This window comes from Roseibium sp. (assembly GCF_965229775.1).
Classification (GTDB): domain Bacteria; phylum Pseudomonadota; class Alphaproteobacteria; order Rhizobiales; family Stappiaceae; genus Roseibium.
In genome coordinates this window covers 861,681-879,494 of record NZ_OZ245929.1, presented here as the reverse complement: position 1 = coordinate 879,494, position 17,814 = coordinate 861,681, and the positions used below count along the sequence as shown (strand labels likewise).

At 59.4% G+C, this 17,814-nt stretch carries 17 protein-coding genes and 1 tRNA gene; 11 read left to right on the top strand and 7 right to left on the bottom strand.

The window, feature by feature from the left end; translation table 11 throughout:
* Nucleotides 1–167 precede the first annotated feature (167 nt).
* Entirely contained in the window at nucleotides 168–1,193 is a 1,026-nt protein-coding gene (locus ACO07N_RS03790; protein WP_421979753.1) for an RluA family pseudouridine synthase, read from the bottom strand.
* On the opposite strand from ACO07N_RS03790, the gene ACO07N_RS03785 reads away from it, so the two are divergent.
* Both ACO07N_RS03785 and ACO07N_RS03780 read left to right on the top strand, forming a co-directional pair.
* Complete coding sequence (locus ACO07N_RS03785; protein WP_421979752.1) at nucleotides 1,192–1,548, top strand: hypothetical protein; 357 nt, start codon at nucleotides 1,192–1,194, stop codon at nucleotides 1,546–1,548. The two genes, ACO07N_RS03790 and ACO07N_RS03785, sit on opposite strands and share 2 nt — an antisense overlap.
* 152 nt (nucleotides 1,549–1,700) lie before the next feature.
* A tRNA-Glu gene (locus tag ACO07N_RS03780) sits at nucleotides 1,701–1,776 on the top strand.
* Between the two features lie 16 nt (nucleotides 1,777–1,792).
* Here ACO07N_RS03780 and ACO07N_RS03775 read toward each other — a convergent pair.
* The 4 genes from ACO07N_RS03775 to ACO07N_RS03760 all read right to left on the bottom strand — a co-directional run bounded on the left by ACO07N_RS03775 (nucleotide 1,793) and on the right by ACO07N_RS03760 (nucleotide 5,682).
* The gene (locus ACO07N_RS03775) at nucleotides 1,793–2,746 is read right to left on the bottom strand and encodes a sulfotransferase family protein (protein ID WP_421979751.1); all 954 of its coding nucleotides are present in this window, start codon (nucleotides 2,744–2,746) and stop codon (nucleotides 1,793–1,795) included.
* Nucleotides 2,747–2,757: 11 nt separating this feature from the next.
* Complete coding sequence (locus ACO07N_RS03770) at nucleotides 2,758–3,528, bottom strand: DeoR/GlpR family DNA-binding transcription regulator (protein ID WP_421979750.1); 771 nt, start codon at nucleotides 3,526–3,528, stop codon at nucleotides 2,758–2,760.
* 57 nt (nucleotides 3,529–3,585) lie between these two features.
* Nucleotides 3,586–4,935: a hypothetical protein gene (locus ACO07N_RS03765; RefSeq protein WP_421979749.1), complete on the bottom strand. Its 1,350-nt coding sequence runs from the start codon at nucleotides 4,933–4,935 to the stop codon at nucleotides 3,586–3,588.
* A 141-nt stretch (nucleotides 4,936–5,076) separates the two neighbouring features.
* Nucleotides 5,077–5,682, bottom strand: coding sequence for a DUF1134 domain-containing protein (locus ACO07N_RS03760; RefSeq protein ID WP_421979748.1), 606 nt, complete (start codon nucleotides 5,680–5,682; stop codon nucleotides 5,077–5,079).
* A 196-nt stretch (nucleotides 5,683–5,878) separates the two neighbouring features.
* On the opposite strand from ACO07N_RS03760, the gene ACO07N_RS03755 reads away from it, so the two are divergent.
* The 7 genes from ACO07N_RS03755 (at nucleotide 5,879) to ACO07N_RS03725 (ending at nucleotide 13,095) form a co-directional block, all read left to right on the top strand.
* Nucleotides 5,879–6,292, top strand: coding sequence for a YHS domain-containing (seleno)protein (locus ACO07N_RS03755; RefSeq protein WP_421979747.1), 414 nt, complete (start codon nucleotides 5,879–5,881; stop codon nucleotides 6,290–6,292).
* Between the two features lie 209 nt (nucleotides 6,293–6,501).
* Nucleotides 6,502–7,146, top strand: a complete 645-nt coding sequence (gene chpT / locus ACO07N_RS03750; RefSeq protein WP_421979746.1) for a histidine phosphotransferase ChpT — start codon at nucleotides 6,502–6,504, stop codon at nucleotides 7,144–7,146.
* Nucleotides 7,147–7,279: 133 nt separating this feature from the next.
* The gene (locus ACO07N_RS03745) at nucleotides 7,280–10,078 is read left to right on the top strand and encodes a hybrid sensor histidine kinase/response regulator (protein ID WP_421979745.1); all 2,799 of its coding nucleotides are present in this window, start codon (nucleotides 7,280–7,282) and stop codon (nucleotides 10,076–10,078) included.
* Nucleotides 10,075–10,572, top strand: coding sequence for a chemotaxis protein CheW (locus tag ACO07N_RS03740; RefSeq protein ID WP_421979744.1), 498 nt, complete (start codon nucleotides 10,075–10,077; stop codon nucleotides 10,570–10,572). Before ACO07N_RS03745 ends, ACO07N_RS03740 begins: the two co-directional genes overlap by 4 nt.
* A 33-nt stretch (nucleotides 10,573–10,605) precedes the next feature.
* On the top strand, nucleotides 10,606–10,971 hold the full coding sequence (locus ACO07N_RS03735) for a response regulator (RefSeq protein WP_306144202.1): 366 nt from the start codon (nucleotides 10,606–10,608) through the stop codon (nucleotides 10,969–10,971).
* 22 nt (nucleotides 10,972–10,993) lie between these two features.
* Nucleotides 10,994–12,214, top strand: coding sequence for a protein-glutamate methylesterase/protein-glutamine glutaminase (locus ACO07N_RS03730; RefSeq protein ID WP_421979743.1), 1,221 nt, complete (start codon nucleotides 10,994–10,996; stop codon nucleotides 12,212–12,214).
* Nucleotides 12,211–13,095 (top strand): CheR family methyltransferase, encoded by an 885-nt coding sequence (locus ACO07N_RS03725; protein ID WP_421979742.1) that lies wholly within the window; start codon nucleotides 12,211–12,213, stop codon nucleotides 13,093–13,095. The genes ACO07N_RS03730 and ACO07N_RS03725 overlap by 4 nt, the downstream gene beginning before the upstream one ends.
* 14 nt (nucleotides 13,096–13,109) lie before the next feature.
* Here ACO07N_RS03725 and ACO07N_RS03720 read toward each other — a convergent pair whose 3' ends face one another.
* Entirely contained in the window at nucleotides 13,110–14,003 is an 894-nt protein-coding gene (locus tag ACO07N_RS03720; protein ID WP_421979741.1) for a LytTR family DNA-binding domain-containing protein, read from the bottom strand.
* 302 nt (nucleotides 14,004–14,305) lie between these two features.
* Between ACO07N_RS03720 and ACO07N_RS03715 the strand changes: the two genes are divergently transcribed.
* Nucleotides 14,306–15,274 carry an MBL fold metallo-hydrolase gene (locus ACO07N_RS03715; RefSeq protein WP_421979740.1) on the top strand — a complete coding sequence of 323 codons (969 nt, stop codon included), beginning with the start codon at nucleotides 14,306–14,308 and terminating at the stop codon, nucleotides 15,272–15,274.
* A 134-nt stretch (nucleotides 15,275–15,408) separates the two neighbouring features.
* Here ACO07N_RS03715 and ctrA read toward each other — a convergent pair whose 3' ends face one another.
* Nucleotides 15,409–16,101 carry a response regulator transcription factor CtrA gene (ctrA, locus tag ACO07N_RS03710; protein WP_029064643.1) on the bottom strand — a complete coding sequence of 231 codons (693 nt, stop codon included), beginning with the start codon at nucleotides 16,099–16,101 and terminating at the stop codon, nucleotides 15,409–15,411.
* A gap of 370 nt (nucleotides 16,102–16,471) precedes the next feature.
* Between ctrA and fliI the strand changes: the two genes are divergently transcribed.
* Complete coding sequence (gene fliI / locus ACO07N_RS03705) at nucleotides 16,472–17,797, top strand: flagellar protein export ATPase FliI (protein WP_421979739.1); 1,326 nt, start codon at nucleotides 16,472–16,474, stop codon at nucleotides 17,795–17,797.
* The last annotated feature ends 17 nt before the right edge of the window (nucleotides 17,798–17,814 follow it).

Below are 17,814 nucleotides of genomic sequence, written 5' to 3'. Positions count from 1 at the left end.
CCCCCTTTCGTCATGTCGCATCCTCCCTGCCTCCAGCTGCTCCGGTTTACGCAAGCACTCCATGTCAGAGGAAAGGCGGACGCAGAATCGTGTCCGTTAAGGCACACAAGAGAGTCTAATATAGGTTGGAAATTGCCGATTGCATGGCACGTTCGCGCAAATCCATCCTAAAATTTTTGTAACGAAGTCAAAAGTTCTTCAAAATCAGCAGGATAAGGGCTTTCAAAGCGCAGGGTTTCACCGCTTGCCGGATGCTCGAATGCCAGCAATCCGGCATGAAGCGCCTGCCTTGTGAACCCGGATACGACGGATTTGAGAGGGTCCTGCAGCCGGTTGATCTTGGTCTTGAAACCGGAGCCGTAATCCTCGTCGCCGATCAGGGGATGCCCGATATGGGCCATGTGAACGCGGATCTGGTGCGTACGGCCGGTTTCCAGCCGGCATTCCATCAGTGAAGCGAGGTCCGCCTGTTCGGCGGGACCGAAGCGCTCCCTGACCTGCCAGTGCGTGACGGCATGCCGGCCGCTGGTCTTGACCACCGCCATTTTCTGCCTGTTGCTCTGGGAACGGGCCAGGTTGGCGTCGATCGTGCCCTTCAGGCTCGCAGGGGCTCCCCAGACGATCGCGGCATAGGCCCGCTCCAGGGGGCCGCTGCGGCCATGATCGGCAAACTGGTCGGCGAGGCCCTGGTGGGCCTGATCGGTTTTCGCCACCACCAGCAGGCCCGATGTGTCCTTGTCGATCCGGTGCACGATCCCTGGCCGGCGGACGCCGCCGATTCCGGAGAGGCTGTCACCGCAATGATGGATCAGCGCGTTGACGAGCGTGCCCGTCCAGTTTCCTGCGCCCGGATGGACGACAAGCCCGGCAGGTTTGTCGACGACGATGAGATGTTCGTCCTCGTAGACGACCTGGATGGGAATGTTCTCGCCCTTCGGCTCGGGATCTTCCGGTTCCGGCAGCGTCAAGGTGAGTGCATCTCCTTCATTGACCCGGAATTTCGGTTCCACTATTTTCGCGCCGCCGACGGTGACGTCTCCGGACTTGATGAGGGACTGGATCCTGTTGCGGCTCAGCGCGTCCAGATGCGCTGCCAGAACCGCATCCAGCCGTTTCCCGGCATCGGCTGCATCTACTGTCAATCTGAAATCCGTGTCGGGGCCGACCGGATCTTCATGGGAAACATCTGTCATGTCACACCCTGACTTACGGGACGAGGACCAGAACGAACCGCCGCTCGATCCGGCTGCCGAACGCATCCAGGCAAGACTGAAGCGTCTGCTTTTCGGTTCGTCGCTGATCATGTTCGCGGGCTTGTTTGCTGTCTTTGCAGCAATTCTCTACAAGATCAACACCGACGACACCGATATTTCCCAGGATGCCTTCGCGTCGACGATCGTTGTCGGCCCTGACGCCGAGGTGCTGCAGGCCACCGTCTCCGACGGCGTCGTTTTCGTTCTGGTCCGCGAAGGAAGCAAGACGGCTCTTCTGCGCGTGGATCCCGTCAGCGGAAAACAGATCGGCCGCACGGATTTTGTCGCGCGTTAGCCGGCAATGCGAGCAGGGCGGTCGAGGCTGCTGTCGATTGACAGGATTTCCGGGGGGCGTGACAGGAAGGCGAAAAAAGGGGTTGCGTCTTTCGGCGCGCGGCCTTATACGCACGGACCTCGGCTTGATGCAGACATGTTTCGAGCCACTGCGCGCCCATCGTCTAGCGGTCTAGGACGCCGCCCTTTCACGGCGGAAACACGGGTTCGAGTCCCGTTGGGCGTGCCACTCTTTTCCAGGAAATTCATCCGTCCGGCGCGGTGCACCAGGTGTTGTCGGCCTCATAGCCGAGTTCGATCAGCTCGTCTCCGGCAATCTCGTGGAACATTTCCCTTGTCACCCTGGGCCAGCTTTTCCAGCGGCCGACGGGATTGAAATCATCGGGCCGCGCGACGGTCACCTTGGCGAAGTCCCCAGTCTCGCCATGCCCGAATTCGGAAGATCCGAAGACCGGCAGACGGCCCGCGTCGACATCGTTGGCTGTGTCGCGACGGGTATCCAGATAGAGGGCAACCCGGTCGAGGACTGTCTCCGGCGTTTCGACGGCGTCTTCGTAGCGGACCCAAAGAGGCCGCGTTGCACCGTGGCCCCCGGTCCGGCTTTTTTCTTCGTGACGCAGCATGTGCCTCGCCCTCGTCGACCAGAAGCGAACGCTCTCCTCAAGGTTCTTTTCGTATCCGGCCCTGAGCCTGGAAAAGCAGGTGTCCCGGCCGTCGCGTATCAGAAAGATGACCCTGGCACCGGGGAACATGATTTCCAGGTTTTCCAGGTTCCGGGTGCTCGGTGTCTTCAGGATGGTCCGCTTGCCGCTATCCGCCGCTGCGAGCCCTGCGAGCACGTTGCCGAAGCCTTCCAGGATCTCGTTGCCTGTTGCGCGGATCTCCTGTGACCTTGTGCCGTCGCTGGCATTCGTCCAGTGATGAGCGAGATCCGAAATGTAGCTCTGCAGGTGGTCGGATCCGTGAACAAACCAGTCCTCGCGCCGCAGCACCGGGTGCGAGGGAACCGCGCAAAGTCCGGCGGCAACAAGCAGATTGCGGAGATAGTTCGACCCGGACATGCCGATCGGCGACAACAGGAAAACGAGGTGGCCGGAAGCCGGCTCTCCTTGCGCGGATGGGTGTTTGTCCCTGGTCAGCTTGTCCTCCGGCCGGCTGGTCTTTCCTGTCGGTGCACTGCGGTCCGAACCGAACGGCAACGCGCCGGGGTTCAGAAGGTCTGCTGCCCTGTTTCGATCAGCTTGACCTCCGCATCGCGGGCGATCTTCGCAAAATTCGGATCCGGACAATAGTCTGTCACGAAGGTGGACACCTGGGAAAGATGCCCGACCCGCACGGGCGCTGTCCGCTCGAATTTCGTGCTGTCGGCGGCGAGGATCACGTGGCGGGCGTTGTCCATGATGATCTTGGTCACCTTGACCTCGCGGTAATCGTAATCGAGCAGCGATCCGTCCGGATCGACGGCCGATGCGCCTATGACCGCAAAGTCGACCTTGAACTGGCGCATGAAGTCCACCGCCGCCTCGCCGACGATGCCGCCGTCGGAATGACGCAAGACACCGCCTGCGATCACCACTTCGATCTGGGAATAGCCGCGCATCAGGCTGGCGACATTGATGTTGTTCGTGATCACCATCAGGCCGCGGTGCTGAAGCAGGGCCTGGGCGACGGCTTCCGTCGTCGTGCCGATATTGATGAAGATGGAGGTGTTATCCGGAATGAGCGCGGCGACGCTTTCGCCGATATCCGCCTTTTCCTTGCTGGATATGATACGGCGGGCTTCATAGCCGACGTTCTCGATGCCCGAGGACAAAAGCGCGCCGCCATGCGTTCTGGCGAGCAAGCGCCGCTCGCAGAGTTCGTTCAGGTCCTTGCGGATGGTCTGCGGGCTGACATCGAACCGTTGTGCCAGATCGTCAACGCTCACGCGTCCCATCTGTCGCGCAAGTTCGAGAATTGCATTGTGACGTTCAATCAGCATTCAGGGGAGGCTTTCAGGAGAGTGATCCGACGTCGCGCAATCCCGTGATCGCGACGGTCAAGCAACATCTTTCTTGTTTTGTTTGGTGGGTCTGTCTTCGGGGTCGGTTTCCGGTGTGGTATCCGCCTTGCTGTCGGTGTCCGGCGCAAGTTCCGCCGCCGCGTCTTTTTCCTCGGTATCTTTCTTGCGATTAGAGGCAACGATCCTGCTCACAAGCGCCTCTGCAGCAGTCGCGATCTCGGAGGACTTGGCAGAGGACGCATCTTCCGCTTTCTTTCCGGGCGCAATTTTCGTTGCCCTGACCTTGATCGATCGCGGCTTGGTGGATTTGCTGTTTGCCACGACCACCTGCCGCGTCCTGTTCTTCCCAGGTTCTTCGCCGCTTCCGGCAGTTGCAGCCTGTGCGTCCGGCCCGGTGCTGGCCGATGCCTGAGTGGCCACGGTACCGGCAAGTCGGGCGGCGAGGGCCTTGAATTCCTGCCGGAGTTCCATCAGGCCGGGCGCCTGCACGAGATCGCTGCGAAGCTTCTCAAGCTGACCTGCCATCCTGTCCAGCGAGCGCTCCTTTGCGACGAGTTCGGCCTTCTGCTGGACATTCACGCGTTTCAACTCGTCGATTTCTTCCAACTGTTCGCTGGAAAGTTCCCCGCTTTCTTCAGGCTGGCCGGGCTGGTCGGGCTGTCCGGCCTCCAGCAGCAGGGAAAGCCTGGTTACTTCGGCCTGTGCAGTCACGTATTTCGATTCCGTGTCGACAAGCTGTGCTTCCAGCTCCGCAAGCCTGGAGATATGCGGGCTGTTTTCCGTCGTGTCCGCCTGCAGGCTTCCGACCGGCTCATACTTGGACAAGCGCGACTTGAGCGTCGCGACTTCCGCTTCCAGTCCGGTAATCTGGGCAAGTGCCATGGTGCCAGCAGCGGGAAGCCAGTCCGTGCCTTGTCCGGACGTGTCTTCAAATTCCTGAGCGGGGGCTTCCGGCGCCTGTGTCTTCCAGCTCTCGGCGAGCGCGGATTCCGTTTCCGCAAGCTTCTCCTTCAGTGCTTTCACCTCGGAGGACAGCAGATCGACGGCTTTCTGGTCGCCGTGCAGTTCGCCAAGCCTGGTTTCCAGTCCGGATACCTGGGCCTTGTGCCCGCGGTTCAAGCCATCGATTTCCGTTCGCAGGCGAGAGACTTCCAGGTGATGCTTGGCGGCTTTCGCGCGTTCCTCGTCAAGCTGACGTTCAACGCGCCTGAGTTCGATGGCATGGCGCGCCCTTGCCTGGTCCTGTGCAGCCCTGACTTCGGCGTAGCTGGACGGATTGACGGCGCGCAGGGCTTCTTCGGTCAATCGGGAGGCCCTTCGGTAGAAGGCAGGGAGTATCGCAAGACCGATCAGGCCGGCCGCGCAAAACCCCAGTGCAATATACATGACCGCTTCAATCACGTCGGGTTCCCGGTGGTTCTCCCAATTCCATATTCAATCATTAGACGACACAGGCCGTTTCGCCAAGAGCCGACGAATGCCTGCAGGATCAAACCCCTGTTTGTCCAAGGTAGTGGAAGCAGCCGATCAGAATGGGTTCCAGGTCGGTTTCGGCGTGAATTTAAGATAGCCCATGTTCAGGCCGAGGCGCGCGCCGACACCCGCTTTCACGGGAACGAGGATCGTCTCGTTCCGCAACAGGACGGTCATGCCGGCACCGCCAACCAGATAGGCGGACCCGTTGACGCCCGCAAACCGGTCGTAGATCGAATCCACGGTCGGCAGCTTGTAGACAAGCATCATCACCCGGGCACCGTCGGCGCCAAAATCCCATCCAAGTGACGGCCCCTGCCAGAAGACCTTGTGGTTTCCCGCGTTGCGCGTGTAGAGATGGCCTTCGCCATACCGGGCGCCGGCGACAAACGCTCCCGATCCTTCCTCGCCCAGAATGTAGCCGTTGGGTTCTCCGTATCTTGAAAAGGCCCGTTCGATGACGGAGGCGAGACCGCCGGAGACGGAGCCGAAGAACTCGTGGCCGGTTTTCAGGATCTCGTCTTCATCGTAGGTCTGGGCACTGTCGATCGGTTCCGCACCGGACGTTTGAGCCATGGCGAAGTTGGGTACGGCAATCAGACAAAAGCACAAAAACGCAGCTTTCAACAGGGATGCCACTTGCCGGTCTCTTTTTGCCATTTATTGGGACTCCTCATCATCTGCCGGATGAGGCGCATTGTTTTCAAGTGCCTCAGCCCGTACGCTGGATCGCAATAGAATCAACTGATTCGCGCAAGCCTCGGTACCCTACATAGCCGAATCGATGAAAAGCTGGCCTGAAAAAAAGACATGGATATGTCTTTCCGTTTCGATCTGTGCCCTTCTGGGTGCTTTTGTGTATGAAGTCGGCGCGCGTCCCCAGCTTTTCGTTCCTGACCCGATCACCGGTTATGCCATCGGAGGGCACGACCCGGTCAGCTATTTCGTCGACGGCCGCCCGCGCAAGGGCGACAGGGAAAACGAAATCGCCTGGGGCGGCGCGGAGTGGGTCTTTGTCAACGAAGGCAACATGGCCGCCTTTCAACGCAATCCGGAAACCTATGCGCCCATGTTCGCCGGTTGCGGCGGCTACGCGCTGTCCGAAGGGTTTGCCACGGCCGGAAATCCCTTCATCTACGCGGTCGTGGAAGGCCGGCTTGTCTTTTTCCATTCCGTCGTAAATCGCTTCCTGTTTGTGACCAACGGGGCGCAGCTGGCCAAGGAAGCGCAATCCAATGCGCGCAGCACCGGCTGCACGCCCGCGTTATAGACTCATTTTCCGTTCAATTGCCGGAGCACAGATTCCGCTCAGGGTCGGCCTTTTCCGCTGAAATCCGGGAAACAGGCAACTTTCATCTGGATGATCCCGTTTGCGTGGCGGCGTTGTCTTGGCAGCGGCTTTGCGGATGTGTAACGCTTGCGCAAAGCAAGGCGAATCAGCATTTCGCTTAGACCCTTTCAGAAGAGCCTTACAACGTCATGTCAGCACTTAAAGAGCTTTCCTCTCTGGACCTTGCCGCTTTGGTTGCCAGCCGCGTCTGCCACGACATCATCAGCCCGGTGGGCGCGATCACGAACGGTCTTGAAGTCCTTGACGAAGAGGGCTCCGAAGACATGCGCGATTTCGCAATGGATCTCATTCGAAAGAGTGCACGCCAGGCATCGGCGAAACTGCAATTCGCGCGCCTTGCGTTCGGCGCGGCCGGTTCCGCCGGCGCCGAGATCGATCTGGGTGATGCCCAGGTTGTTGCCACAGGCTTTATGGAAAACGAAAAATCCGATCTAGTTTGGCAAGTTTCCCGGCACCTGATGCCGAAAAATTATGTCAAACTATTGCTTAACCTCATTCTCATCGCCAACCAATGCGTTCCGCGCGGTGGCGAGATCAAGGTCGAGATGGAGGGTGATCCGCAGTCGCCGTCCTTCACTCTGTCTGCCAGCGGTCTCAATCCGCGTATCCCGCTCGGAATGAAGGAAACGCTTGACGGAGAGGAGCCCGAACGGATCGATGCCCATTCGGTTCAGCCGATCTATACTTTGCTTCTGGCGCGTGAATCGAACATGGTATTAACAATAGATAAACAAGAAGAATTGGTAAAAATCACGGCCCTGCCAAAGGTCTGATCGACTGCGACAAAAGTGTCCGCTCGTTTCAGCGTATCTTAACTCTTTGCCGTCAACCTACTCTCATGGACTTTCCGGTCCAGACATCCGTTTCAGGATGCGGAACCAGTAACAAGTCGGGTGAGAGCAGGCCATGGACGACCTCCTCAGGGAATTTATTACCGAGACGAACGAGAGTCTCGATGTTGTTGACGTAGAGCTCGTTAAATTCGAGCAGGAACCGAACAACGCGACTATTTTGGATAATATCTTCCGTCTGGTGCATACCATCAAGGGCACCTGCGGTTTCTTGGGCCTTCCCCGGCTTGAAGGTATTGCCCATGCAGCTGAAACGCTCATGGGCAAGTTTCGCGACGGCGCGCCGGTCACGCAGGAAGCCGTGTCCCTGATCCTGATCTCCATCGACCAGATCAAGGATATTCTCGGCGATCTCGAGGCTGCCGAGGGCGAGGAACCGGAAGGCGACGACAGCGAACTGATCGGCAAGCTTGAGAACATGTCGGCCAAGGCGGATGCAGCCATGGCTGGCGAGACAGTCGAGGAAGCCGAGGCAGCTCCCGAGGAAGCCGAAGCCGAAGAACCGGCTGCAGAAGACACTTCCGAGCAGACCCTTGAGCGCCCGCTGAGGCCAGGGGAAGTCTCCCTCGACGAACTGGAACGCGCATTCCAGGAGACCGAGATCGAGGTCGAGGTTGCCGAAGCGGAAGTCATCGAAGTCGAGGAAGCGCCCGAGGAGGCAGAAGAGCCTGCCCCGGCGCCTGCGGCCGCCAAGGCCGAACCCAAGGAACAGCCGAAAAAGGCAGCTGCCGCGAAAAAAGCCGGCGGCGAAGGCGGTGAGAAGAAAGCTGCCGGCGGTGGGGTTTCCAACCAGAGCATCCGCGTTGCCGTCGATACGCTCGAGCACCTGATGACCATGGTCTCGGAGCTTGTGCTGACACGCAACCAGCTTCTTGAAATCGTTCGCCGGCACGAAGACAGCGAATTCAAGGTGCCGCTGCAGCGCCTGTCCAACGTGACTGCCGAACTGCAGGAAGGTGTCATGGCGACACGGATGCAGCCGATCGGCAACGCCTGGCAGAAACTGCCGCGCATCGTCCGCGACCTGAGCCAGGAACTCGAAAAACCGATCGACCTGGAAATGATCGGCGCGGATACCGAACTTGACCGTCAGGTCCTTGAAATGATCAAGGATCCCCTGACGCACATGGTCCGCAACTCGGCCGACCACGGCCTGGAGCGTCCGGAAGAGCGGCGCGCCGCCGGCAAGCCCGAGAAGGGCATCATCACCCTGGCCGCCTATCACGAAGGCGGACACATCATCATCGAGGTTCGCGACGACGGCAAGGGCATCGACGTCGACAGGGTGAAGGCCAAGGTTCTGGAACGGGGGCTGGCCTCGGAATCCGAAGTCGAAAAGATGACGGATTCGCAGATCCACAAGTTCATCTTCCACGCCGGGTTCTCCACTGCCGCCGAAGTCACCAGCGTCTCGGGACGCGGTGTCGGCATGGACGTGGTGCGCAACAATATCGAGCTGATCGGCGGCACCGTGGACCTGCGGTCGGCGACCGGCAAGGGCTCCAGCTTCATCATCAAGATCCCGCTGACGCTTGCGATCGTTTCCACGCTGATCGTCGAGGCGGGCGGCGACCGTTTTGCGATCCCGCAGCTGTCGGTCGTGGAACTTGTCCGCGTCCAGACCAATTCGGAACACCGGATCGAGCGGATCAAGGACACGCCGGTCCTGCGCCTGCGCAACAAGTTGCTGCCGCTGGTGCATCTGTCCCAGCTTCTGGGCATCTATGAAGGCGAGGATGTCGACAAGGCGATCGACGAGGACAACGGTTTCATCGTCGTCATGCAGGTCGGAAGCCAGACATTCGGTGTGGTCGTGGACGGTGTCTTCCACACGGAGGAAATCGTCGTCAAGCCGATGTCGACCATGCTCCGCAATCTCAACATGTTCTCAGGAAACACCATTCTGGGCGACGGTTCGGTGATCATGATCATCGATCCGAACGGTATTGCCGGTGCGATGGCGAGCCACGCATCGAGCTCGGTCGCGGAGTCCGAGGAAGAGGAGCAGGATGACCTGCACCGCAAGGCCATGACGGGACAGAATTCGATTTCGCTGCTCCTGTTCCGCGCCGGTGCGCCGGAACCCAAGGCGGTGCCGCTGTCGCTGGTCACGCGTCTCGAGGAATTCGAGGTGTCGAAGATCGAGCGTTCCAACGGCCGGGATCTCGTCCAGTATCGCGGCGCGCTCATGCCGCTGGTCTATGTCAACGACGGCGACTGCCACAAGACGGAAGGGACCCAGCCGATGCTGGTCTTCTCCGACGCCGGCAGGTCCATGGGTCTTGTTGTCGACGAGATCGTCGACATCGTCGAAGACCGCATGAACATCGAGGTCGGATCGGAACGCCCGGGCATTCTCGGCTCCGCGGTCGTCAAGGAACGGGCGACCGAGATCATCGATCTGGGTTACTACCTGCCGCAGGCTTTCGAAGACTGGTTCATGCGCAAGGAGATGGATATCGAGGCGTTGACGAAGAAAGTTCTCTTCGTGGATGACAGCTCCTTCTTCCGCAACATGCTGACACCGGTCCTGAAAGCGGCAGGATACGACGTGACAACGTGTAACGGCCCGCAGCAGGCATTCGAGCTGCTGGAAAACGGCGACAAGTACCACGCGATCGTCAGTGACATCGAGATGCCCGAAATCAACGGTTTCGAGTTCTGCGAATCCCTGCGGCGCGACCCGCGGTTCCGCGATATCCCGATGCTCGCACTTTCGTCGCTGGTGACGCCGGCGTCCATCGAGCGCGGCCGCCAGGCCGGGTTTGACGATTATGTCGCGAAATTCGACCGGCCCGGTTTGATTGCCGCCCTGAAAGATGTCTTCTCCAATGAACTGGGAGTAGCAGCATGAGTGTGCTGGAACACAAACTCAATGCGGACACGGATGAGAACGCCGCCAGCGACATGATCCAGTATGTGACCGTGGTCATCGGCGGACAGCTGTTCGGCCTGCCGATCTCCCAGGTTCATGATGTCTTCGTGCCGGAAAGCGTGACGCGCGTCCCGATGTCTGCCCCGGAAGTGCAGGGTGTTCTCAACCTGCGTGGCCGGATCGTTACCGCAATCAACATGCGCCGCCGGCTGCATCTGCCACCGCTCGAAGACGAGCAGATGATGGCGGTCGGCATCGAATACAAGCAGGAAAGTTACGGCCTCGTGATCGATACGGTCGGAGAAGTCCTGAACCTTCCGGCCGCGTCGGCGGAATCGAACCCGTCGAACCTGGATCGCCGCTGGGCGGAAATTTCGGGTGGTGTCCACCGCCTCGACGGTCAGCTGATGGTCATCCTGGATGTCGACCGTCTTCTGGGCGCAATGTTTACCGAACCGATGGCAGCAGCGTAACGGGCCAATGGCCCACGAGTGGAGTAACAGGTGATGAAACAGTGCCTCGTCGTTGATGACTCGAGTGTCATCCGTAAAGTGGCCCGCCGGATCCTCGAAGACATGAACTTCGAAATCGAAGAAGCGGAAGACGGGCAACAAGCGCTCGACGCCTGCCGGAAGACAATGCCGGACGCAATTCTGCTGGACTGGAACATGCCGGTCATGGACGGGCTGGAATTCCTGACCAGTCTCAGGACCGAAGAGGGCGGTGAAAACCCCGTGGTCGTTTTCTGCACCACGGAAAATGACGTCGCACACATTGCCCGCGCAATTCGCGCCGGGGCGAACGAATACATCATGAAGCCGTTCGACAGGGAAATCGTCGAAGCCAAGTTTCAGGAAGTCGGTCTTATCTAGTTTCGAGTTTGGGCAGTCTTTTATGGCATTAGCGCAAAGAAGTGCTCCTGTGGGCGCTAACCCCGGCAGTGACCCTATCAAGGTCATGGTCGTCGACGACGCGGTCGTCATTCGCGGTCTTCTGACCCGCTGGCTCGGAGACGACAAGGGTCTGAAGGTCGTCAGTTCTCACCGGAACGGCAAACTCGCCGTCGAGGATATCGAAAAAAGCAATCCGGACGTCGTCGTCCTGGACATCGAGATGCCGGAAATGGACGGCATGACCGCGCTGCCGCTCATGCTCGCCAAGAAGCGCGACCTGGTTGTTATCATGGCCTCGACGCTCACGAGGCGGAATGCGGAAATCAGCCTGAAGGCGCTGTCGCTCGGCGCTGCAGACTATGTGCCGAAGCCCGAGTCCAATTCCGAAGTCACCACCTCCGTCGATTTCCGCCGCGAGCTGATCGAGAAAGTCAAGGCACTCGGCGCGCGCGCGATCCGGATGCGCGGCCCGGCACGGACCATGCGCGCGGAAACACGCGCGGGCAAGACCACTCAGCCGGTCAGACCTGTTTCGGCGCGTCCCGCGACGGATACCAGGGCAAGTTTCCGCGGCGCTGCGCAGCCTGCCGCCGCCGCAGCTGCACCGAAATTCAAGACACGGCCGTATTCCTCGGCGCGCCCGCGCATTCTGGCGGTGGGATCGTCGACCGGCGGTCCGCAGGCGCTTCAGGAGATGATGAAGGAGGTCGGTACGGCGATGAACGACGTACCCGTCGTCATCACCCAGCACATGCCGCCGACGTTCACGTCGATCCTTGCCGAGCATCTCGGGAAAGCGGCTCTTAGGCCGTCCAAGGAAGGCGAGGACGGTGAAATCCTCAAGCCCGGCAATATCTATGTCGCTCCCGGCGGCAAGCACATGATTGTCGAGAAGGACGCCGGTGCGGTCAAAATCCGCCTCACGGACGGTCCGCCGGTGAACTTCTGCAAACCTGCTGTCGATCCGCTGTTCGACAGTGTTGCCAAAGCCTACGGATCGGCGAGCCTTGCGGTCATCCTGACGGGCATGGGCCACGATGGAGCGGACGGTGTGAAGACCATCGCCTCGGGCGGAGGCAGCATCATCACGCAGGACGAGGCGACGAGCGTCGTCTGGGGGATGCCGGGTGCCGCCGCGGCGACCGGGGTGTGCTGCGACATTCTTCCGCTGAACCAGATCGGTCCCAAAGTATCACGCGTTTTGAAGGGGAATACACGATGACTCCCGGTGAGTTCGAATTCCTCAAGACGTTTCTCAAGACGCGTTCTGGCCTGGTTCTGTCCAATGACAAGCAGTATCTTGTCGAAAGCCGTCTGCAGCCGATCGCCCGCAGCTCCAAGCTCGAGACCTTGAGCGCGGTCATCCAGACCTTGCAGCGCGGTGGCAACAGGGCGCTTGAAACGGAAGTCATCGAAGCGATGACGACCAACGAGTCGTTCTTCTTTCGCGACAAGACACCGTTTGACCATTTCAAGGACACGATGCTTCCGGCTCTTCTGGATGCGCGCAGCTCGCGCCGCCAGCTGAAGATCTGGTGCGCAGCCGCGTCGACCGGCCAGGAACCCTATTCGCTCGGGATCTGCCTCAAGGAAGAGGCTGCCAAGATGCCGGGCTGGCGGACACGGGTGCTTGGAACGGACCTGTCCCAGGAAGTGCTTGAAAAGGCCAAGACCGGCCTTTACAGCCAGTTCGAGGTGCAACGCGGTCTTCCGATCCAGATGCTGCTGAAATATTTCGACCAGAAGGGCGACATGTGGCAGATCAATGCCGGCATGCGCGCGATGATCGAATGGAAGCAGCTGAACCTGCTCGAGAGCTTCACGCATCTCGGGGAATTCGACATCGTGTTCTGCCGGAACGTCCTGATCTATTTCGATCAGGCGACCAAGTCCGAAATTCTCGGCCGGCTCTCCAGGACGCTTCCGGACGACGGCTATCTGGTGCTAGGTGCCGCCGAAACCGTGGTCGGCCTGACGGATGCCTTCAAGCCGGTTCCCGGCAAACGCGGCCTCTTCCAGAAGAAGCAGGCCGTCCAGGCGGCGGCCGGGACACCGGCGGGGCAGCGGCTTGCCGCCGGCGCCGGCGGCGCTTTCCGGCGATAAGGAACAAGGGGCGGTCAGGTGGCCGCCCTTTTTGCATCCGGTGCCAGTGCATCAACCTTTCCGCGCACGTCCTCGGCATATTTCCGGCTGACCGGTATACGTTCGCCATCCGTCAGTTCCAGCCACAGCCGGCTGTCATCCTTGACCAGGCGGGCCATGGCCTCGTATGCCACCCAGTGACTGCGATGCACCTGCATTCCCGTTTGGTCCGGCAATTCGGCAACAATGTCGTTGAAGCGATAGAGCACCATCCGCTTTTCCGTGGCGGTGGTCAGACGGACGTAGTGTTCCTGCGCCTCGGCGCGCAGGACCGGCATTGTCAGGGGCGGTTCGAGATGACGCTGATACCCGCTTTCCGGCACGGGTTTTTCTGCCTCCGGGTGTCCTGCAGACTCGATTTCGTCTCCGAACGTTGCGGTGCCGGGGGCCGTTTCTGAGGATTTCGAGTGCCCTGCCTGGAAAAACAGCGGGATCGTCAAAAGGGCGCACAGGACAAAATGGTTGTCGGACAAATAAATGACTTCCAGCAGGAATGACCCGATATGGGTTTGGCCGACGGATTGCGTGCCTCCTGCCGCTGCCGTGGATGCGCTGGTTCTGACCATTTCGTTGAGTTCGGGCAGGCCGAGTATGAGATCGAACGCGGTCACGGCGAGCGCAAACGGCACAAGGCTGACCACAGCCGCCAGAACGACGGACCAGCGGGTCTGGCCCAGGGCGCCGGGCAACCTTGCGAACACCTCCAGGAAAACAACGAAAAGACCGGCTTCCAGCAGAATCCGGATGCTCCAGTAGAGATATAGTCCCGCGAGCGGCCAGCTGTCCGGCCGTTGGATCTGTGTCGACGCAAGCAGCCAGGCGGCGGCGAGCGCCAGAAGGAAAGCCTGAATTATGTAGTTCCGGTTCATTAAGAGACTTTCGATTTCGGCTGCCGAAGTATGGCCAAACCGGCGTGTCATTCAAGAAGCATGAAATTCATTTCATGTAATTTATTGAAAAAAATGAAATTTTTCAGACACGCAACCAGTTGAAGAAGTCGCGAAATAACACGTCTTTGAAGAAGAAGCGGGTTTCCTTTCGCCGCTATTGCGCCAATTTGACCGCAGGGGCGACTTGCTCAGAAAGAAGCAATCCTGAAATTGAATTGGCCTCGGGTTGTTTCTTTTCGGTCGTCCAGGTTGAAAATGTCGAGGCTGCCGGAGAGACTGAAATGGGATTAAAAGTTGAACTGACGCGCCGGGCCGCGCTCCTGGGCGCAGGTGGTGCGATCGCCGGCGCAAGCCTGACGACAGCCGGCGTCGCGCATGCCGCAGCGGAGAAACAAGGTGCCATGACAGCGCCTGTCGCACGGTACAGTGTCGGCGATTTCGAAGTGAACACGCTCCTGGACGGCGCCGTCACGGTCGGCGAACCGCAGAAAACATTCGGCATGAATGTCGAGCCGGATGCCTTTGTTGCTCATTCCGACGACAATTTCATTCCCTCCGATACGTTCCGGGCCTATTTCACGCCGACGCTGGTGAACACCGGCAACGAACTCGTCCTGTTTGACACGGGCGTCGGGGAAGGTGGCCGTCCCGCACGGGGCAACATGCGCGCTGCCCTTGAGAGCGCCGGGTATACCCCCGAGCAGGTCGATGTCGTTGTCATCACCCACATGCACCCGGATCATATCGGCGGTCTCATGGAAGGGGGCGCACCTGCATTCCCCAACGCGCGTTACGTGACCGCGCAGAAGGAATTTGACTTCTGGGCTGCGATGGATCCGGAAGCCAACGGCGTCACAAAGCTGATGACGAAAAACGTGAAGCCGCTCGCGGAAAAGATGACCTTCCTGAACGGTGGCGGCTCCGTTGCCTCCGGCATCACTGCAATGGATGCGCACGGCCATACGCCGGGTCACACGGTCTACATGCTTGAAAGCGGCGGTCAGCAGCTTCTTCTGGCGGCGGACCTTGCCAACCACTATGTCTGGTCGCTCGCGCGTCCGGAATGGGAAGTGCGCTTCGACATGGACAAGGAAGCCGCAGCGGCGACCCGCCGGTCCGTTCTCGACATGCTCGCGGCCGACCGTATCCCGTTTGTCGGCTACCACATGCCGTTCCCCGCGGTCGGCTACGTTGCCGTTGACGGCAGTGGCTTCCGCTACGTTCCGGCGTCCTACCAGATGCATCTCTGAGAAACGCCTGATGTCATCGAAAAGGCCGGCTTTGCCGGCCTTTTTTTGAAAGGTGAGAACCTCGAGATCAAACGTAAAAAGCCCCGGATGATCCATCCGGGGCTTTTTCGTGAAATTCCGTGTGGTCTTGCCGGTTAAGCCGCCGCCTCGACTTCCGGCTCGCGCAGAACGTATCCGCGGCCCCACACCGTTTCGATGTAGTTCTTTCCGGACGTGGCAGAAGCGAGCTTTTTCCTGAGCTTGCAGATGAAGACATCGATGATCTTCAGCTCTGGCTCGTCCATTCCACCGTAGAGATGGTTCAGGAACATTTCCTTGGTGAGTGTCGTTCCCTTGCGGAGCGAAAGCAGCTCCAGCATCTGGTATTCCTTGCCGGTCAGGTGGACACGCTGGCCGCCGACTTCCACTGTTTTCGTGTCCAGGTTCACCTTCAGGTCGCCGGTGACGATGACCGACTGGGCATGTCCCTTGGACCGGCGGACAATCGCATGAATGCGTGCGACCAGCTCGTCCTTGTGGAACGGCTTGGTCATGTAATCGTCGGCGCCGAAGCCCAGACCGCGAACCTTGTCCTCGATGCCGGCATTTCCGGACAGGATCAAGATCGGCGTCTTGACCTTCGACACGCGAAGTGTCCGGAGAACTTCATATCCGGACATGTCCGGCAAGTTCAAATCCAACATGATGATGTCGTAATCGTACAGTTTGCCGAGGTCGATGCCTTCCTCGCCCAAATCTGTCGTGTAGACGTTGAAGTTCTCGGACTTCAGCATCAACTCGATGCTCTGCGCTGTGGCGCTATCATCCTCAATCAACAATACACGCATGCCAATCCCCTTGTTCTGCCTTTCCTGGGCAAGTCGCAACGGCTCTGTCGGTGCGCTACGAAGGACTGTTGTTAACCCCGACTCAAAGCTACCGGTTAATGGTTAACAAAATATGATTCGCAGCGGCAAGCTCCGAAGAAATGAATCTGTGAACAACGGGCAACTTGTTGAATCCCCAAAAAAAACACGAATTCACAAAGCTTAATGTTGAACATTAAGAAACAGATCTAACCGATTCCGTTCAGATTCCTTTCGACAAAGCCGGTCTGACTTCGAAATGGCTATCGCTTGTCAGCCTTCCAAAGGTTAAGATTAACCAGACTCGTAAACGATCGGTTACCAAAACGGTTAACAGTGAAAGGAATTTCATTTGAAGGCGCTTTTTGCCGAGATTGATTCGCTTCTGCCGACCGAAATTTACGGGCGGGTCACGGCGGTTCAGGGCCTGCTTGTGGAAATCGCCGGCCCGATCCACGAGATGAGCGTCGGCTCGCGTCTCCTGATCGACAATGGCGAGGACAACCCGAAGGTTCCGGCGGAAGTGGTCGGTTTCCGGGAGGACAAGGCGCTTTGCATGCCGTTCTCCGGGCTTGAGGGCGTGCGCATGGGCTGCCGCGCGGTGATCAGTTCGCGCGAAAGCGTCGTCCATCCCGGGGACGCCTGGCTCGGGCGCGTCGTAAACGCACAGGGGGATCCCATCGACGGCAAGGGACCGATCTCCAGCGGCGCGGTGCCCCGCAAGTTGCGAAGTTCGCCGCCGCCGGCGTCCGAGCGGCAGAGGGTGGGGGCACCGGTTGATCTGGGTGTGCGGGCGCTGAACACATTCGTTACCTGCTGCGAAGGGCAGCGCATGGGCATTTTCGCCGGGTCCGGGGTCGGCAAGTCGGTTCTGATGTCGATGCTGGCGCGCAACACCGATTGCGACGTTGCCGTCATCGGCCTGATCGGCGAGCGCGGCCGGGAAGTCCAGGAGTTCATTGAAGACGACCTGGGCGAAGACGGCCTGGCACGCTCGGTCGTCGTTGTCGCGACGTCGGATGAGAGCGTGCTGATGCGCCGGCAGGCTGCCTATCTTGCCATGACGGTCAGCGAGCACTTCCGGGACGAGGGCAAGAATGTCCTGTGCATGATGGATTCCGTCACGCGGTTTGCGATGGCGCAGCGGGAGATCGGCTTGTCCGTCGGTGAACCGCCGACATCCAAGGGTTATACACCAACCGTTTTCACCGAGTTGCCGCGCCTTCTGGAACGGGCGGGTCCGGGCAAGACGGGTACGGGGTCGATCACGGGTCTCTTCACGGTGCTTGTCGAGGGCGACAACCACAACGAACCGGTCGCGGACGCCGTACGCGGGATCCTGGATGGGCACATCGTCATGGAGCGCGCGATTGCGGAGCGTGGAAGATATCCTGCGATCAACGTGCTGAAATCCGTTTCGCGGACGATGCCACGTTGCGTTCCGCCCGAGTATCAGCCTGTACTACGTAAGGCGAGGCAGTTGCTGTCGACCTATACGGATATGGAAGAGCTCATCCGTCTCGGCGCCTACCGAAAGGGATCGGACCCAACCGTTGACGAGGCAATCCACAGGTTCGAGCTGATCGACGACTTCCTGAATCAGGGAAAGGACGAGGCGACGTCACTTTCTGAAGGTTATTTGCATCTTGCCAACCTTTTGGAAATGACTCCGGGGTAGACTGCCCATGTTAGGGG

Excerpts from the sequence above, each read along its gene's own strand:
- ACO07N_RS03745 (WP_421979745.1), top strand. The coding sequence starts at position 7,280 with ATGGACGACCTCCTCAGGGAATTTATTACCGAGACGAACGAGAGTCTC.
- ACO07N_RS03735 (WP_306144202.1), top strand. The coding sequence starts at position 10,606 with ATGAAACAGTGCCTCGTCGTTGATGACTCGAGTGTCATCCGTAAAGTG.
- ACO07N_RS03720 (WP_421979741.1), bottom strand. The coding sequence starts at position 14,003 with ATGAACCGGAACTACATAATTCAGGCTTTCCTTCTGGCGCTCGCCGCC.
- ACO07N_RS03730 (WP_421979743.1), top strand. The coding sequence starts at position 10,994 with ATGGCATTAGCGCAAAGAAGTGCTCCTGTGGGCGCTAACCCCGGCAGT.
- ACO07N_RS03785 (WP_421979752.1), top strand. The coding sequence starts at position 1,192 with ATGTCACACCCTGACTTACGGGACGAGGACCAGAACGAACCGCCGCTC.
- ACO07N_RS03790 (WP_421979753.1), bottom strand. The coding sequence starts at position 1,193 with ATGACAGATGTTTCCCATGAAGATCCGGTCGGCCCCGACACGGATTTC.
- ctrA (WP_029064643.1), bottom strand. The coding sequence starts at position 16,101 with ATGCGTGTATTGTTGATTGAGGATGATAGCGCCACAGCGCAGAGCATC.
- ACO07N_RS03725 (WP_421979742.1), top strand. The coding sequence starts at position 12,211 with ATGACTCCCGGTGAGTTCGAATTCCTCAAGACGTTTCTCAAGACGCGT.
- ACO07N_RS03740 (WP_421979744.1), top strand. The coding sequence starts at position 10,075 with ATGAGTGTGCTGGAACACAAACTCAATGCGGACACGGATGAGAACGCC.
- chpT (WP_421979746.1), top strand. The coding sequence starts at position 6,502 with ATGTCAGCACTTAAAGAGCTTTCCTCTCTGGACCTTGCCGCTTTGGTT.
- ACO07N_RS03715 (WP_421979740.1), top strand. The coding sequence starts at position 14,306 with ATGGGATTAAAAGTTGAACTGACGCGCCGGGCCGCGCTCCTGGGCGCA.
- ACO07N_RS03770 (WP_421979750.1), bottom strand. The coding sequence starts at position 3,528 with ATGCTGATTGAACGTCACAATGCAATTCTCGAACTTGCGCGACAGATG.
- ACO07N_RS03760 (WP_421979748.1), bottom strand. The coding sequence starts at position 5,682 with ATGGCAAAAAGAGACCGGCAAGTGGCATCCCTGTTGAAAGCTGCGTTT.
- ACO07N_RS03765 (WP_421979749.1), bottom strand. The coding sequence starts at position 4,935 with ATGTATATTGCACTGGGGTTTTGCGCGGCCGGCCTGATCGGTCTTGCG.